This window comes from Luteimonas granuli (assembly GCF_007795095.1).
GTDB lineage: Bacteria > Pseudomonadota > Gammaproteobacteria > Xanthomonadales > Xanthomonadaceae > Luteimonas > Luteimonas granuli.
Genome location: NZ_CP042218.1, coordinates 1231962 through 1247656 on the forward strand (window position 1 = coordinate 1231962; position 15695 = coordinate 1247656).

15 protein-coding genes and 1 pseudogene are annotated in these 15695 nt (G+C 71.2%); 7 read left to right on the forward strand and 9 right to left on the reverse strand.

Going from position 1 to position 15695, the window contains the following annotated elements; translation table 11 throughout:
- Position 1 precedes the first annotated feature (1 nt).
- From FPZ22_RS05650 to FPZ22_RS05670, 5 genes are all read right to left on the reverse strand, one after another.
- Entirely contained in the window at positions 2-355 is a 354-nt protein-coding gene (locus FPZ22_RS05650; RefSeq protein WP_144891191.1) for a BolA family protein, read from the reverse strand.
- Positions 356-362: 7 nt separating this feature from the next.
- The gene (locus FPZ22_RS05655; RefSeq protein ID WP_144893959.1) at positions 363-1622 is read right to left on the reverse strand and encodes an acetate/propionate family kinase; all 1260 of its coding nucleotides are present in this window, start codon (positions 1620-1622) and stop codon (positions 363-365) included.
- 29 nt (positions 1623-1651) lie between these two features.
- The gene (locus FPZ22_RS05660) at positions 1652-2626 is read right to left on the reverse strand and encodes a bifunctional enoyl-CoA hydratase/phosphate acetyltransferase (RefSeq protein WP_144891193.1); all 975 of its coding nucleotides are present in this window, start codon (positions 2624-2626) and stop codon (positions 1652-1654) included.
- A gap of 37 nt (positions 2627-2663) precedes the next feature.
- Positions 2664-3092 (reverse strand): helix-turn-helix domain-containing protein, encoded by a 429-nt coding sequence (locus FPZ22_RS05665; RefSeq protein ID WP_144891195.1) that lies wholly within the window; start codon positions 3090-3092, stop codon positions 2664-2666.
- Positions 3093-3228: 136 nt separating this feature from the next.
- Complete coding sequence (locus FPZ22_RS05670; protein ID WP_144891197.1) at positions 3229-3408, reverse strand: hypothetical protein; 180 nt, start codon at positions 3406-3408, stop codon at positions 3229-3231.
- Between the two features lie 134 nt (positions 3409-3542).
- On the opposite strand from FPZ22_RS05670, the gene acnD reads away from it, so the two are divergent.
- The 7 genes from acnD to FPZ22_RS05705 all read left to right on the forward strand — a co-directional run bounded on the left by acnD (position 3543) and on the right by FPZ22_RS05705 (position 11764).
- Positions 3543-6155 (forward strand): Fe/S-dependent 2-methylisocitrate dehydratase AcnD, encoded by a 2613-nt coding sequence (gene acnD, locus FPZ22_RS05675; protein WP_144891199.1) that lies wholly within the window; start codon positions 3543-3545, stop codon positions 6153-6155.
- An 81-nt stretch (positions 6156-6236) separates the two neighbouring features.
- Positions 6237-7595, forward strand: a complete 1359-nt coding sequence (locus tag FPZ22_RS05680) for a ferredoxin reductase family protein (protein ID WP_144891201.1) — start codon at positions 6237-6239, stop codon at positions 7593-7595.
- A 14-nt stretch (positions 7596-7609) separates the two neighbouring features.
- On the forward strand, positions 7610-8098 hold the full coding sequence (locus FPZ22_RS05685; protein WP_144891203.1) for a hypothetical protein: 489 nt from the start codon (positions 7610-7612) through the stop codon (positions 8096-8098).
- Positions 8088-9521: a bifunctional 2-methylcitrate dehydratase/aconitate hydratase gene (locus tag FPZ22_RS05690; protein WP_246120944.1), complete on the forward strand. Its 1434-nt coding sequence runs from the start codon at positions 8088-8090 to the stop codon at positions 9519-9521. Before FPZ22_RS05685 ends, FPZ22_RS05690 begins: the two co-directional genes overlap by 11 nt.
- A gap of 80 nt (positions 9522-9601) precedes the next feature.
- The gene (gene prpF, locus FPZ22_RS05695) at positions 9602-10804 is read left to right on the forward strand and encodes a 2-methylaconitate cis-trans isomerase PrpF (protein ID WP_144891207.1); all 1203 of its coding nucleotides are present in this window, start codon (positions 9602-9604) and stop codon (positions 10802-10804) included.
- Positions 10805-10873: 69 nt separating this feature from the next.
- Positions 10874-11227 (forward strand): 6-carboxytetrahydropterin synthase QueD, encoded by a 354-nt coding sequence (gene queD / locus FPZ22_RS05700; RefSeq protein ID WP_144891209.1) that lies wholly within the window; start codon positions 10874-10876, stop codon positions 11225-11227.
- A 135-nt stretch (positions 11228-11362) separates the two neighbouring features.
- The gene (locus FPZ22_RS05705; protein ID WP_144891211.1) at positions 11363-11764 is read left to right on the forward strand and encodes a phasin family protein; all 402 of its coding nucleotides are present in this window, start codon (positions 11363-11365) and stop codon (positions 11762-11764) included.
- 574 nt (positions 11765-12338) lie between these two features.
- On the opposite strand, the gene FPZ22_RS05710 is transcribed toward FPZ22_RS05705, so the two are convergent.
- The 4 genes and pseudogenes from FPZ22_RS05710 to FPZ22_RS14410 form a co-directional block, all read right to left on the reverse strand.
- Entirely contained in the window at positions 12339-13814 is a 1476-nt protein-coding gene (locus FPZ22_RS05710) for an L-aspartate oxidase (protein WP_144891213.1), read from the reverse strand.
- Positions 13814-14851: a quinolinate synthase NadA gene (gene nadA, locus FPZ22_RS05715; RefSeq protein ID WP_144891215.1), complete on the reverse strand. Its 1038-nt coding sequence runs from the start codon at positions 14849-14851 to the stop codon at positions 13814-13816. Before nadA ends, FPZ22_RS05710 begins: the two co-directional genes overlap by 1 nt.
- Positions 14848-15324 carry a ubiquinone anaerobic biosynthesis accessory factor UbiT gene (gene ubiT / locus FPZ22_RS05720; RefSeq protein WP_246120945.1) on the reverse strand — a complete coding sequence of 159 codons (477 nt, stop codon included), beginning with the start codon at positions 15322-15324 and terminating at the stop codon, positions 14848-14850. Before ubiT ends, nadA begins: the two co-directional genes overlap by 4 nt.
- Positions 15325-15494: 170 nt before the next feature.
- A pseudogene (locus FPZ22_RS14410) lies at positions 15495-15695 on the reverse strand (chorismate mutase); the annotation flags it as partial.

A 15695-nucleotide genomic window follows, 5' to 3' on the forward strand; every position in this document is an offset into this window, starting at 1 on the left:
CTCAGTCGGCGCGCGGAGCCGGAGCCGGAGCGGCGGGCGTGATCGCGGCGTCGTGCCGGCTGCCGCCCATGCAGCGGGGCGAATCCGGGGCGACGCCCCGCGCGGCCCACTCGTCGGACGTGTAGGTGTGCAGCGCCAGCGCGTGGATCTCCTGCATCAGCCCGCCCAGGGCGGCATACACCGTCTGGTGCCGGCGCACCGGGAAGCTGCCGGCGAAGGCTTCACTGACCACCGTCGCCTTGTAGTGGGTTTCCAGCCCCCGGCTGTGCATATGGCTTTCGTCCAGCACCTCGAGGTGGCTGGGGGACAGTGCCGCCTGGAGGGCGGCGCGGATGCGATCGGCCTTGTTGCTCATGCCCGCATTATCGCCGGCCTCGCCCGGGGCTGCCTGAAGACGCGGCCACCCCCGGGCATTCCATCGCCTGGCGGGCGGCGATCCACTCCTCGTTGGTGGGCTCGACGGCGACCAGCACCCGGCTGTCGGCGGAGGAGATGACCGGTGCATCGGCTCCGTTCGCGGCCTCGTCCAGCTCGACGCCCAGGAAGCGCAGGTCCCTGCATACGCGCTCCCGGATGAAGGCATTGTGCTCGCCCACGCCGGCGGTGAACGCCAGCATGTCCAGGCCGCCAAGCACGGCGGCCATGGCTCCGATCTCGCGCACGATGCGGCGCACGTACAGCTGCAGCGCCATCCGGGCGCGCTCCCCGGCTTCGCCGTCGTCGTCCTCGTGGCGCACGATCACCCGCGGTTCGGAAGAGATTCCCGAGACGCCGAGCAGCCCCGACCGGTGGTACAGCAGCTGGCCGACCTCCTCCAGGCCCAGCTCCTCGATCTCCATCAGGTAGATCAGCGCGCCGGGATCCAGGGCTCCGGTACGGGTGCCCATCATCAGGCCGTCGAGCGCGGAGAAGCCCATCGTGGTGGCGACGCTCTCCAGACCCTGCATCGCGCACAGGCTGGCGCCGCTGCCGAGGTGGGCGACGATGGTGCGGCCGCGCGCGGCGTCGCCGTGTCGCTCGGGCAGCACGGTAGCCATGTAGGCGTAGGACAGGCCGTGGAAGCCGTAGCGCCGCAGGCCGCGCTGCCAGGCATCCCAGGGCAGGGGCAGGAGCTTCTCGACGTCGGGAAGGCTGTGGTGGAAGCCGGTGTCGAAGCAGGCCACCTGGGGCAGTCGCGGGTACTCGCGCAGCAGGATGCCCATGGCTTCCAGGGCGAAGGGCTGGTGCAGGGGTGCCAGCGGAATATAGCCGCGCAGGTCGTCGAGCACGCCGGCGTCCACGCGCACGGGTTCGAAGTACCGGTTTCCCCCGTGCACCACGCGATGCGCGACCAGCCCGACGCGGCGGCCGTCCAGACGGGCGAGGATGCGTCCGCGGATCAGCGCCAGCGCGTCGCGGTACGGGCGCGCGGGATCGAGCGTGACCGGGAACGGCGCGACGCCGCTTTCACCGAAGTCCGGCTTCGGCCCGCCGATGCCCTGCACCTTGCCGTTCCACAGCGGCTTGCGCGGCAGCGGCTCGATACCCGGATCGAACACCGCGAACTTGATGCTCGAGGAGCCGCAGTTGAGCACCACCACCAGGTCTGCGCCCGACGACGACACGGTGGGCGCCAGGGGCATCGCCGACGGCTGCGCCGCGGCTTCCGCGCTCACGGCGGGCTTTGCCGGTAGTGGTGCGCCAGCATCAGCGCGATCGCGCACGATGCCAGCCGTGATTCGCGCGGGTCGGCGCGACTGGTCAGCACCACCGGCACTTTCGCGCCCAGCACGATGCCGGCGCTCGCCGCCTGCCCCATGAAGATCAGCTGCTTGGCCAGCATGTTGCCGCTCTCCAGGTCCGGCACCACCAGGATGTCGGCCTGTCCCGCGACCGGCGAGACGATGCCCTTGGCCTTCGCGGCGTCCATCGAGACGGCGTTGTCGAAGGCCAGCGGCCCGTCGAGCACGGCGCCTTCGATCTGGCCGCGATCGGCCATCTTGCACAGCGCGGCGGCGTCCAGCGTGGCCGGCATCGACGGATTCACGGTCTCGACCGCGGCCAGGATCGCCACCTTCGGACGCGCGATGCCGAGCACATGCGCAAGATCGATCGCGTTGCGGACGATATCGGCCTTCTGCAGCAGGCCGGGCGCAAGGTTGACCGCGGCGTCGGTGACGAGGAACGGTCTCGGATAGTGCGGCGTCTGGATCACGAAGCAGTGGCTGACGCGACGCTTGGTGCGCAGGCCCGACGCCGGGGCGACCACCGCCGACAGCAGTTCGTCGGTATGCAGGCTGCCCTTGATCAGGATCTCGACCTCGCCGGTGCGGGCGAGTTCCGCGGCGCGCAGGGCGGCGGCGTGGCTGTGGGGCACGTCTTCGACGGGAATTCCCGTGAGGTCGACGCCGGCCTCCGCGGCCGCGGCGTCCAGCCTTGCACGCGGTGCCACGAGCACCGGCAGCACCAGGCCGGCGTCGCGCACGTCCATCGCCGCGCGCAGGCTCAGCGCATCGCAGGGATGGACGATGGCGGCGCGCACCGGTGCCAGACCGGCCCTGCGCACATGCTCGAGCAGGCGCCAAAGCCCGTCGTTGCCGTTGGCATCGGTGCGATACGGCGGGAACTGCGGCGCTTCCGCGGTCATCGGCGTCCTCGGGTCCCGGAAAGGCGGCGCCGGAAAACTATTCCGCGGCGTCGTCCAGCCGCTTCGCGGCCTCGCGCTTGCCCATGCCGCGCAGCGCCGCCAGCGCCTGCACCTGCGACTGGCGCGGCACCGTCTTGCCGGCTTCCCAGTTGTAGATCGACTGCGCGCTGACTCCGGCCAGCTGGCCGTACTCGGCGGCGGACAGGCCCAGCTTCGCGCGATGCGACTTCAGGCCCTTGAGCGAGAAGCGGACGCGCTGGCCTTCCTCCGCCGGAGCCTCGGCCTTCTTCACGGCGCGCGTTCCGGACTTCAGCCGTCGCTCGAGCGCCGCGACCTCGCGCTTGAGCGCTGCGATATCCCGCCGGTACCCGGCGCTGGCTTTCCGCAGGGCTTCGGTCTGGGTTTTCACTTCCTTGCGCGCAAGGCGGGTGATCTCGGCTTTCAGGGCGGTCGCGAGGTTGGCCAAATCAATGACTCCGGCTGAGGGATCGGGAGATTCTAGTTTCGATTCCACGACCCGTCGAATATGTCGAATATGTCGAATATATGGAACCGGAATTCTTCCGAGCGCCGCCAATACACCCGATCACGGGCGGGATCATTCAGGAAACCTTGTCGATGATGATCCAGATCGCTGCCGCGAAGGTCATCACCGAGAACAGGATCCCGCCCGCGCCGCTGATCGCCGAAGCGGGCTTGCGCAGGCCGAAGCGCAGGAACCCGACGACCAGCGAGGGCACCAGCAACAGGATCGCCAGCAGCAGCCAACTGTATTCGGGCATTTCGTCCTCCTGGATGCGGACCGCGGACCGGTCCGTGGATCCATGATGCCCCTGTCCGCCGGCCTTCTCGTTGATGCAGGGCAAGTCGCGGCGCGGCGATACACTAGGCGTTCCCGTCCACGCACCGTGCCGACATGACCGACCGCAAGTACCGCAAGCCCCTTTCCGGAACCCCGCTCGACCGGTTCGACGCCCGCGAGGCGGTCGAAGCGCTGCGGCCCGGCGCCTGGGAGGCCCTGCCCTACACCGCGCGCGTGCATGCCGAAAACATCGTGCGCTGCGCGGAGCCGGAGCGCATCGACGATTACCTGCTGCAGCTCGTCGAGCGCCGTCGCGACCTCGATTTCCCCTGGTTCCCGGCGCGCGTGGTCTGCCACGACATCCTCGGCCAGACCGCCCTGGTCGATCTGGCCGGCCTGCGCGACGCGATCGCCGACGCCGGCGGCGACCCGGCCCAGGTGAATCCCGTGGTGCCGGTGCAGCTGATCGTCGACCATTCGCTGGCGGTGGAATGCGGCGGCTTCGATCCCGATGCATTCACCCGCAACCGTGAAATCGAGGACCGCCGCAACGCCGACCGGTTCCATTTCATCGACTGGACGAAGAAGGCCTTCCGCAACGTCGACGTGATCCCGCCGGGCAACGGGATCATGCACCAGATCAACCTGGAGAAGATGTCGCCCGTCATCTACACGCAGGACGGCGTGGCCTTCCCCGATACCTGCGTCGGCACCGACAGCCATACCCCGCACGTGGACGCGCTGGGCGTGATCGCGATCGGCGTCGGCGGCCTGGAGGCCGAGAACGTGATGCTGGGCCGCGCCTCGTGGATGCGCACTCCGGAAATGGTGGCCGTCGAGCTGTCCGGGCGGCCGCAGCCCGGCATCACGGCCACCGACGTGGTGCTGGCGCTGACCGAGTTCCTGCGCCAGCAGAAGGTCGTGGGCGCCTATCTGGAATTCCGCGGCCCCGGCGCCGCGGCGCTGACCATCGGCGACCGCGCCACCATTTCCAACATGGCGCCGGAATATGGCGCCACCGCGGCGATGTTCTTCATCGACGACAACACGCTCGACTACCTGCGCCTGACCGGCCGCAGCGACGAGCAGGTCGCCCTGGTCGAGACCTATGCGAAGACCGCCGGGCTGTGGGCCTCCGACCTCGCCAACGCGACCTACGAGCGCACCCTGCACTTCGACCTGTCGACCGTCGTGCGCAACATGGCCGGTCCGTCGAACCCGCACCGCCGGCTGCCGACCGCGGCGCTGGAGGAGCGCGGCATCGCCGTCGGCCTCGATGCCGCGCGCGCGCAGGAAGCAGAGGGCCTGTTGCCCGACGGCGCGGTGATCATCGCCGCCATCACCAGCTGCACCAACACTTCCAACCCGCGCAACGTGATCGCCGCCGGCCTGCTGGCGCGCAATGCCAACGCGCGCGGACTGATCCGCAAGCCCTGGGTGAAGACCTCGCTGGCGCCGGGCTCGCGCGCGGTGCAGCTGTATCTCGAGGAGGCGAAGCTGCTGCCGGAGCTCGAACAGCTCGGCTTCGGCATCGTCGGCTTCGCCTGCACCACCTGCAACGGCATGTCCGGCGCGCTCGATCCGGACATCCAGAAGGAAGTGATCGACCGCGACCTGTACGCGGTGGCGGTGCTCTCGGGCAACCGCAACTTCGACGGCCGCATCCATCCGTACGCGAAGCAGGCCTTCCTCGCCTCGCCGCCGCTGGTGATCGCCTATGCGATCGCCGGCACCGTGCGCTTCGACATCGAGAAGGACGTGCTCGGCATCGATGCCGACGGGAATGCCGTCACGCTCAAGGACATCTGGCCGACGGACGAGGAGATCGACGCCGTGGTCAAGGCCAGCGTCAAGCCGGAGCAGTTCCGCAGGGTGTACGAGCCGATGTTCCGCCTGCACGTCGACACCGGCGAGCAGGTGAGCCCGCTCTACGACTGGCGCCCGACGTCGACCTACATCCGCCGCCCGCCGTACTGGGAGGGCGCGCTGGCCGGCGAGCGCACGCTGAAGGGCATGCGTCCCCTCGCAGTGCTGGGCGACAACATCACCACCGACCACCTCTCGCCCTCGAACGCGATCCTGCCGTCGAGCGCGGCCGGCGAATACCTGGCGAAGATGGGCCTGCCGGAAGAGGACTTCAACTCCTACGCCACCCACCGCGGCGACCACCTGACCGCGCAGCGCGCGACCTTCGCCAACCCGAAGCTGCTCAACGAGATGGTGCGCAACGAAGACGGCAGCGTGCGCCAGGGCTCGCTGGCGCGCCTCGAGCCGGAAGGCAGCGTCACCCGCATGTGGGAAGCGATCGAGACCTACATGGAGCGCGGCCAGCCGCTGATCATCATCGCCGGCGCCGATTACGGCCAGGGCTCCAGCCGCGACTGGGCGGCCAAGGGCGTGCGCCTGGCGGGCGTCGAAGCGATCGTGGCCGAGGGCTTCGAGCGCATCCACCGCACCAACCTGGTGGGCATGGGCGTGCTGCCGCTGCAGTTCAAACCGGGCACGACGCGGAAAACGCTGGGCATCGACGGCACCGAAACCTTCGACGTGGCCGGCGCGCCCGCGCCCGGCGCGACGCTGGCGCTGGTGGTCCATCGTCGCGACGGCTCCAGCGTCGAGGTGCCGGTGACCTGCCGCCTCGACTCCGACGAGGACGTCGAAGTGTATGCGGCCGGCGGCGTGCTGCAGCGGTTCGCGCAGGATTTCCTGGCGAACAGCGCCGGCTGACCCGGGCCAGGCTTCCGCTTGCGGCCCTGCCGGGCAGGCTCCATGCTCCCCGGCAGGCGCGAACGGACACCATAGGCCCTGGTGAACACCGACACTCCCCGCCCGCCCGGCCCATCGGCGCCGGCCTTGCTGCTGCTCTATGCGGCGCTCGGCCTTGCGCCGCTGCCGCTCGCCGCGCTGCAGGGCGGAGCAGGCCGCGGCTTCTGGCGCGAGCTTTCCTCAGGGCTGGCAATGATCGCCTTCGCGATGCTGCTGGCGCAGTTCCTGCTGTCCGGCCGGTTCCGCCGGGTCTCGGGGCGGGTCGGCATCGACGTGACCATGCGCTTCCACCAGCTCGCGGCCTGGGGCGTGTTCGCGTTCCTCCTGGTCCACCCGCTGCTCTACGCCGTCCCCGCCCTGGGCGACGGTCCCGGCGCGGCGCTGTCGCGCCTGTCGGGAATGTTCGCCGCGCCGGGCCTGCGGACCGGCCTTGTCGCCTGGCTGGTCCTCATCGCGCTGATGGCCATGGGCGCATGGCGCGACCGGCTGCCGTTCCGCTACGAGGCCTGGCGCCTCGGCCATGGCACCGGCGCCGCGCTCATCGCGATCCTCGGCGCACATCACGCGCTGGCGGCTGGCCCCTACGGCGCCGATCCGGTCCTGGCCGGTTTCTGGAAGGTGCTGGCGGGCATCGCGCTGGCCTCGCTGGCCCACGTCTATCTGGTGAAGCCGATGCTGCAGCGGCGCTCCCCCTGGCGGGTCACGGTGAACGAGCCCGTGGCGGAGCGGACCTGGCGGGTGGTGGTCGAGCCCGTGCGTGGACCGGCCTTCGACTTCCAGGCCGGCCAGTTCGCCTGGCTCAACCTCGGGCATTCCTCGTTCAGCCTGGTGGAGCACCCGTTCTCGATGTCATCGGCACCGGCGGATCGGCCACGGGTGGAGTTCACCATCAAACAGAACGGCGACTTCACGGACCGGATCGGCGAAGTGCCGGTGGGCACCACGGCCTGGCTCGACGGGCCGCACGGCGCCTTCACCCTCGCCGGCCGGGACGCGACGCGGCTGGTACTGATCGGTGGGGGCGTCGGATTCGCGCCGGTCGTCGGCATCCTGCGTGCGCTGCGCGCGGAGCGCTGGCCGCATCCCGTCGACGTCCTCTACGGCAACCGCGCGGCCACGCAGATCCTCTACCGCGACGAGCTCGAAGCCATCGCCCGCGAGCTCGACCTGCGGCTGCACCTGGTCCTGTCGGAGCCGCCGGCAGGCTGGAGCGGCGTCACCGGCGTGCTGGACCGCGAGGTGGTCGAGACCTGCCTGCGCGCGCGCGACGGCCACGTGCATCCGGATGCGCTGTACTTCGTCTGCGGCCCTGCCCCGATGATGGACGCGGTGGAAGCCGCCCTGTCCGGACTGGGCGTGCGGGACCGCAACATCGTCTCGGAGCACTTCAGCTACCGCTGAAAGGGAGGACCGCCATGCGCCACGACACGTTGCTCCGCGCCACGCTCGCCATCGGCGCGGTGTTCATCGTCGCCGCGATCGTGTTCGCCATCCGCGGCGGCCCCTCCTCGCCCGACGCCGTATCCGTCGCCGGAGGCGGTCCACCCTCCGCCGCCGGTGCCGGCGGTGCCGCACATTTCCACGACCGCTGTGCGCGCTGCCACGACACAGGGGACTTCGCAGGCTGGGCAGAAAAGCACCCCAACCCCGGCGAGCGCAGCCAGTGGCTCGAGCGCGTGCTCGCGTCGCATTTCTCCCCTCCGGCGGAGGAGCGCGCGGCGATCCTCGAATACATCCAGCAGGGGGATCGCGGACGCCGACGACTGACCCGGCCATGCCGGGCCCGGCATCCGCGTATATCGCATGCAAGGCGCATGTCGTTCTTTCTTCACCACGCCGACCACGATGAAGGACACACTGGCGACACCCACCCCTCCGGCCCCGGAACCGCGCGTGCCAGCTGACGACAACGCCCGCCCAGCCTGGGACGAAGTCCTGGTCACCATCACCGACTACGTCCGCGACTTCCAGCCGACGTCCGGGCTCGCCTGGCAGACCGCCCGCCACGTCCTGCTCGACTCGCTTGGCTGTGCGTTCGAAGCGCTGGACTACCCGGCCTGCACAAGGCTGCTCGGCCCGGTGGTCCCCGGCGCCACACTGGAGCACGGCGCGCGCGTCCCGGGCACCGGCTTCCAGCTCGACCCGGTCAAGGCCGCCTTCGACATCGGCGCGACCATCCGCTGGCTGGACTACAACGACACCTGGCTGGCCGCGGAGTGGGGGCACCCCTCCGACAACCTCGGCGCGATCCTCGCGGTGGCCGACTGGCGCAGCCGCAACGGCGCGGCGCTGACCATGCGCGACGTGCTGGAGTGCGTGATCAAGGCGCACGAGGTGCAAGGGGTGATGGCGCTGCTCAATGCCTTCAACGGCGTGGGCCTGGACCACGTGGTCCTGGTGAAGCTGGCCTCCACGGCCACGGCCTGCCGGCTGCTGGAGCTTGACCGGGAGCAGTCGCTGGCCGCGCTGTCGCAGGTCTTCGTCGACGGCCAGAGCCTGCGCACCTACCGCCACGCGCCCAACACCGGTTCGCGCAAGAGCTGGGCGGCCGGCGATGCCTGCAGCCGCGCGGTGCGGCTGGCGCTGATCGCGGCCACCGGCGAGATGGGCTATCCGGGCGCGCTCACCGCGCCGCGCTGGGGCTTCTACGACGTGTCCTTCGGCGGCCTGCCGTTCCGCTTCGACCGCGGCTTCGGCAGCTACGTCATCGAGAACGTGCTGTTCAAGGTCAGTTACCCGGCCGAGTTCCACGCGCAGAGCGCCGTGGAGGCGGCGATGCAGCTGCACGCGCGGCTCGGCGCGCTTGGCCGCGACGCCACCGACATCGAGCGGATCGTGATCCGCACCCAGGAAGCGTGCATCCGGATCATCGACAAGCAGGGACCGCTCGACAATCCCGCCGACCGCGACCACTGCATCCAGTACATGGTGGCCGTGCCCCTGCTGTTCGGCCGGCTGACCGCCGCGGACTACGAGGACGAGGTGGCCGCCGACCCGCGCATCGACGCCCTGCGCGCGCGCATCCACTGCGTCGAGGACCCCGGCTTCACCGCGGACTACCACGATCCCGCCAGGCGCTCGATCGCCAATGGCCTCACCGTCACGCTCCGCGACGGGACCGTGCTCGACGAGGTCGTCGTCGAGTATCCGGTCGGCCACCGCCGTCGTCGCGCGGAGGGCGTTCCCATGCTGGAGGACAAGTTCCGCCGCAACCTGGCGCGTCGGTTCCCGCGGGAGCGGCAGGACCGGATACTGGCGGCGGTCCGGGACCATGACGGGCTCGAGGCCATGCCGGTGCGGGAATTCATGGGCATGTTCACGCTCTGAAGCGGCCGCTCGCCGCCCGGGAGGTGGGACCCGGCCCCGTTCTGCCGGACAATGGCGGCAACCCCGAGAGCCGCGACTCCATGACCCATCTCCCCCAGCTCCCTGCTCCTCAGCTGCGTGTTCCCGCCACCTACATGCGCGGCGGCACCTCCAAGGGCGTCTTCTTCCGCCTCGACGATCTGCCGGAGGCCGCGCGCGTGCCCGGCCCGGCGCGCGACGCTCTGCTGATGCGCGTGATCGGTTCGCCGGATCCCTACGGCAAGCACACCGACGGCATGGGCGGAGCGACCTCGTCGACCAGCAAGTGCGTGATCATCTCGAAGTCCACACAGCCCGGGCACGACGTCGACTACCTCTACGGCCAGGTCTCGATCGACTCGGCCTTCGTCGACTGGTCGGGCAACTGCGGCAACCTCAGCACCGCGGTCGGTCCGTTCGCGATCGCCAACGGCTTCATCGACCGGGCGCGACTGCCGCAGGACGGCACGTTCGCGGTGCGCGTCTGGCAGGCCAACATCGGCAAGACCATCGTGGTGCACGTGCCGATCGCCAAGGGCGAGGTGCAGGAGACCGGCGACTTCGAGCTCGACGGCGTGACCTTCCCGGCCGCGGAGATCGTGCTCGAGTTCATGGATCCCTCCGAGGATGGCGACGGCGGCGCGATGTTCCCGAGCGGCAACCTCGTCGACGAGCTTGAAGTACCGGGCCTGGGCACGCTGCCGGCGACCATGATCAGCGCCGGCATCCCGACCGTGTTCGTCAACGCCGCCGACGTCGGCTGCGACGGTACCGAGCTGCAGCCGGCGATCAACGAGGACCGGGCCGCGCTGGCCACGCTGGAGGCCATCCGCGTCGCTGGCGCGCTGCGCATGGGCCTGATCAGGACGCCGGACGAGGCCGCCACCCGCCAGCACACGCCCAAGGTCGCCTTCGTGGCGCCGCCGAAGGACTACGTGGCCAGCAGCGGCAAGGCCATCGCCGCGTCGGACATCGACCTCAACGTGCGCGCACTCTCCATGGGCAAGCTCCACCACGCGATGATGGGCACCTGCGCCGTGGCCATCGGCACCGCGGCCGCGATCCCCGGCACGCTGGTGAACCTGGCCGCAGGCGGCGGTCCGCGCGAGGCGGTGTGCTTCGGGCACCCCTCGGGCACACTGCGCGTGGGCGCCGAGGCGGTCGAGGCCGGCGGTCGCTGGACCGCCACCAAGGCGATCATGAGCCGCAGCGCGCGCGTGCTGATGGAAGGTGCGGTCCGGGTGCCTGCCGACGCCCTCGACTGAGGCTGCGTCGCGGGCCGCCGGCGGGCCCTGCGCTATCCTGCGCGTCCGCCCCCGCTGCAGTTCCGCACCATGGATATCTTCAAGGTCTTCACCCTCGAGGCCGCGCACCGGCTGCCGAACGTTCCCGAGGGCCACAAGTGCGCGCGCCTGCACGGGCACTCGTTCCGGATCGAGCTGCACGTGTCCGGCGAGCCCGGCGCCGACACGGGCTGGGTGATGGACTTCGCCGACATCAAGGCGGCCTTCCGCCCGCTGTACGAGCAACTCGATCATCACTATCTGAACGACATCCCGGGGCTGGAAAACCCGACCAGCGAGCGCCTGGCGGTGTGGATCTGGGAGCGGCTGAAGCCGGGGCTCCCGCAGCTCTCGGAAGTGGTCGTCCACGAGACCTGCACCTCGGGCTGCCGCTACCGGGGTTAGGGCTGGGCGGCTCCAGGACGCCCGCCAACCCGGGTCTGAACGAGCCGACGAACGGTTGTTGCACTGCAACATGGGCTGGCCTATGCTGCACCGCACAAACCGGCATTCCCTGCCGGACACCAGCAGGAACCCGCCATGTACCAGAACATCAACGAGCAGTTCACCGCCACCGCGCGCCAGTTCGCCGACGCCGCCGCCCAGGTCAACCGCCTGGCCCTGTCCAGCGCCGAGAAGGCCATCGGCCTGCAGCTGTCGACCCTCGAGCAGAACACCAACGCCGCCTTCGCCTTCTGGGGCGAGCTGGCCGAGGTCCGCGACGTCGACGGCCTGAAGGCCGTGTGGCCGAAGGGCGTGCAGACCGCCCGCGAGAGCATCGAGCGCTCGGTCAGCGCCAGCCAGGAAGCCTTCGGCCAGGTCGTGGCCACCAACGAGGCCATCGCCCGGATCGCCAAGGGCCAGGTCGAGGCCGCCCAGGCCCAGGCCGAGGAAGCCGTCGAGACCGCCACCAAGGCGGCCGCCGGCAAGAGCCGCAGCTAAGAGCACGCTCTCTCCCCGAGGGGTTCCGGCAACGGAATCCGGCGCCGCGCGATCCCCTCCCCACGCACGGCGCCACTCTCCTGACCCGGCAGCTGCAAGGCTGCCGGGTTTTTTCGCTTCTTCTCCATACTCCGTTGGGGTCCGCGCGGCCCGTCCCGCGCACAGGGGGTGTGCTCCCCCGGCAGTCTCCGCGTCCTGCTGCCACTGCCGGCCGCCGGCCATCCATGGCCGGCTGTCCGCACACCCCTGTGCGCGGGACGGGCTCCGGCGTTCTGCGGCTTCGGGACCGAAGATCAAGAGCGGTCGCGGCCTGCCCGGCTGCTCCCGGTGATGCCCCCCTTTTCGACATCGACATAGCGTCGACGTCGATCTTCTTCCCGACAGCGACCAAAGGTCGTGCCCGCCGCGGATGCAGGGGGGATGCCCAGAGCCGGCCATGGATGGCCGGCGGCCGGATCTGGGAGCAGGACGCGGAGAATCCGGCTGGGCATCCCCCCCTGCGTCCGTGGCGGGCGGCAAAAACTCGAACGGAGCGTCCGTGGCAGGCGGCCCGGACTCCAGCGGAGCGTGCCTTTCATGCCTGCTCGCGGACCAGGGAATCGTCCAGCCAGTGGGCGCCGAGGCTGCCGCGACGGTCACGGGCAGCGCGCAGGAGGGCAGCCGCCAGTTCCGCCTGCCATCCGGAAGACGCCAGATCGCCGGCTTCGGCCAGCGCCGCAGCCAGGCCAGCCGCCGTGCGCACCGGCCCGGCCGCAGCGGACAGCAGGTCGCTCAGGCGCACCAGGGCAGGCGCGTCGAGGTCCGGTCCGCGCAGCACCCGGCGCACCGCGCCGCCATCCACCGCCGCAGGCACGGACTGCGCCAGATGCGCGCCCAGCCGCCGCCCGAACACCACGCCCTCCAGCAGCGAATTGCTGGCGAGGCGGTTGGCCCCGTGCACGCCGGTGCAGGCGACCTCGCCCACCGCATGGAGCCCCGGAATGCTGCTGCGGCCCAGGGCGTCGGTGACGACCCCGCCCATGTGGAAATGGGCCGCGGGCGCCACCGGGATCGGCCTCGTCCGCGGGTCGATGCCGTAGGCCAGGCAGTGCGCCAGCACGGTGGGAAACGCGCGCTCCCAGTCGATACCGGGGCCGCGCGCGTCCAGGCGCACACCGCCGCCCTGGCGGCCCGCCTCCCATACCGCGCGTGCCACCACGTCGCGCGGAGCGAGGTCGCCCTGCGGATGCCGGCCGGCCATCAACGGCCGCCCGGTCGCATCCAGCAGCCGCGCCCCGGCGCCGCGCAGGGCTTCGGTCACCAGCGGCAGGGAATGGCCGGGGGCGTCGAGCGCGGTCGGATGGAACTGCACGAATTCGAGATCGGCCACGACGGCGCCGGCCGCCATCGCCAGCGCCAGCCCGGCGCCATCGGCGACCACTGGATTGGTGGTACGCGCGAACAGCGCGCCGATGCCCCCCGTGGCCAGGACCACGTCGGCGACTTCGATCCACTCGTCCACCGGCCCGGCGCCGTCGTCGTGCAGCGCGCGCAGGCAGGCAGCGGTGACGCGACCCCCGCGAAGCTCCAGGCCATGCACGTCGACCCCGCCCCGCCAGTGGATATGCGACGCCCTGCGCGCCGCCTCCCCCAGCGCCGCGACCATGCGCGCGCCGCTGGCATCACCGCCCGCGTGGACCACGCGGGCACAGCGGTGTCCGCCTTCGCGCGCCAGGCGCAGCGTCCGGCCCCGGCGGTCGAAGGCCACGCCCTGCGCCTCCAGCCACGCCACCGCGTCGGCCGCGGCGCCGGCCAGCAGCCGCACGCGCGCGTGGTCGTTGTGCCAGGCGCCGGCGGCCAGGGTGTCCTCGACGTGCGCGGCCACGCTGTCATCCGCGGCCAGCGCGGCGGCGATGCCGCCCTGGGCAAGCACGCTGGCGCTGTCCTCCGCCTGCCGGCCGCGGCCGACCAGCAGTACCGGGCGCGGCGCCGCCGCCAGGGCCGTACACAGCCCGGCGACGCCGCTGCCGACCACAAGCACCGGCGCACCGCCAGCGGAACCGCCGTGCATCAGACGCGTTCGCGCCGCCCCACGGCCAGCATCCGGTCGAGCGCGGCCCGCGCGCGCTCGATCACGTCCGGCGCGATGTGGATCTCGTGCCGCATGTCGCGGAGGCAGGCATGGATGTTCGGCAGGGTGATCCGCTTCATGTGCGGACACAGGTTGCAGGGCTTGATGAACTCGATTTCCGGGAACTGCCCGCGCAGGTTGTCGGCCATCGAGCACTCGGTGATCATCGCCACCCGTCCGGGCCGCTCCTTCGCCAGCCAGCGCCCCATGGCGCTGGTCGAGCCGACGAAGTCGGCCTCGGCCAGCACCTCCGGCGGGCACTCCGGATGCGCCACCACCCTGGTGTCGAAGCGTTCGCGGGTGTGCCGCACCTGCTGTGCGGTGAAGGTCTCGTGCACCTCGCAGCTGCCGTTCCACAGGACCAGTTCGACCTCCGTCTGCGTCGCCACCCAGCTGCCGAGGTAGCGGTCGGGGAGGAAGATCACGCGATCGCTGCCGGTTTCCTCCGCGATCGCCTCGACCACCTGCACCGCGTTGGCCGAGGTGCAGCAGGCGTCGGATTCCGCCTTCACTTCGGCCGAGGTGTTGGCATAGCTCACCACCGGCACGCCGGGATGGGCGGCGCGCAGGGCGCGCACGTCGGCGGCGGTGATCGAGGACGCCAGCGAGCAGCCTGCCTCGAGGTCGGGCAGCAGCACCGTCTTGTGCGGCGCCAGGATCTTCGCGCTCTCGGCCATGAAGTGGACGCCGCAGAGCACGATCAGGTCGCTGTCGCAGTCGGCGGCGGCCTGGGCCAGCGCCAGTGAATCGCCGGTGATGTCGGCGACGCCGTGGAAGATTTCCGGCGACTGGTAGCTGTGCGCCATGATCACCGCCCCGCGCTCCTTCTTCAGCGCGTTGATGGCATCGATCCACGGCAGGTGCAGCGGCACCTCCATGCAGGGGATCAGGCGTTCCAGCGTCTCCACCAGCGGTGCGTAGTCCTGCTCCAGGCCGTCGCGCCAGCGCGGGACGGCGGTCTCCGGCAGCGCGCTCATGCCGCGGTTCCCAGGCCGAGGTGGGCGCTGCGGGCGGCACGCGCCAGCCTCGCGCCACGGTTGAGCCCGATGCGCAGGGCCAGCGGCACTGCTTCCCACGGCAGGCGATCGAGCGTGTTGCGCGCGGTCAGGCCGAGCTCCACGTCGCCGGTCAGCACCAGGCGGCGCTGGAAGAACAGAGTGTCGGCGTCCTCCAGCCGGCCCGCGAGCAGCAGCAGGTCGGTGGCGGTGCCTCTCACGCTGGCCTCGGGTGTGCCATCGCCGGCATGCAGGCGGCCGTCGCGCAGCTCCACCACCCAGTGCAGATCGAGGTCGGTCACGTCGATGCCCAGCCGGCGTCCCTCCATGAAGTCGAGGCTGCCATCGGCGATCGGCGCGGCCAGCACCGCGGCCATGGCGCGCTCGAGCAGGCGCTGCTGCAGCCGGGGCGGCAGCGCGCGCAGCAGCGGCGCCCAGCGCCGGGGCGGAGGCACGAGGCGCAGGAGCGTGGCGGCGGCCTCGGGGGGAGGTGGGGAATGTGCATGGCGTGCCTGCTTCCGATGGGCGGTGCGTGTGCTGCGGGGTCCGGATCCGGATCGATGCCCTGGGCGCGGCGGGCATCGGCGATGGCGAGGGCGGCGAGTCCGTCCGCGGTCGAGGCGGGCAGGCCGATGCGGCGGGCGACGGCCTCGACCCGGCGATGGACCCGGGCCTCGCGCTCGGGGTCCGCCAATGGACGCCCGGCGCGGACCTTGCAGCGCCCCGCGCGCACGGCCAGGCGCGCGCGCGCGCCGAGCAGCAGCACCAGCGCGTGGTCGATCCCGCCGATCGCCAGGCGCATGCGCGCCAGCGAACCGTCCGCCAT

Coding starts and splice junctions, on each gene's coding strand:
- FPZ22_RS05650 (WP_144891191.1), bottom strand. CDS start 355: ATGAGCAACAAGGCCGATCGCATCCGCGCCGCCCTCCAGGCGGCACTG.
- FPZ22_RS05655 (WP_144893959.1), bottom strand. CDS start 1,622: ATGCCCCTGGCGCCCACCGTGTCGTCGTCGGGCGCAGACCTGGTGGTG.
- FPZ22_RS05660 (WP_144891193.1), bottom strand. CDS start 2,626: ATGACCGCGGAAGCGCCGCAGTTCCCGCCGTATCGCACCGATGCCAAC.
- FPZ22_RS05670 (WP_144891197.1), bottom strand. CDS start 3,408: ATGCCCGAATACAGTTGGCTGCTGCTGGCGATCCTGTTGCTGGTGCCC.
- acnD (WP_144891199.1), top strand. CDS start 3,543: ATGACCGACCGCAAGTACCGCAAGCCCCTTTCCGGAACCCCGCTCGAC.
- FPZ22_RS05685 (WP_144891203.1), top strand. CDS start 7,610: ATGCGCCACGACACGTTGCTCCGCGCCACGCTCGCCATCGGCGCGGTG.
- prpF (WP_144891207.1), top strand. CDS start 9,602: ATGACCCATCTCCCCCAGCTCCCTGCTCCTCAGCTGCGTGTTCCCGCC.
- queD (WP_144891209.1), top strand. CDS start 10,874: ATGGATATCTTCAAGGTCTTCACCCTCGAGGCCGCGCACCGGCTGCCG.
- FPZ22_RS05705 (WP_144891211.1), top strand. CDS start 11,363: ATGTACCAGAACATCAACGAGCAGTTCACCGCCACCGCGCGCCAGTTC.
- FPZ22_RS05710 (WP_144891213.1), bottom strand. CDS start 13,814: ATGCACGGCGGTTCCGCTGGCGGTGCGCCGGTGCTTGTGGTCGGCAGC.
- nadA (WP_144891215.1), bottom strand. CDS start 14,851: ATGAGCGCGCTGCCGGAGACCGCCGTCCCGCGCTGGCGCGACGGCCTG.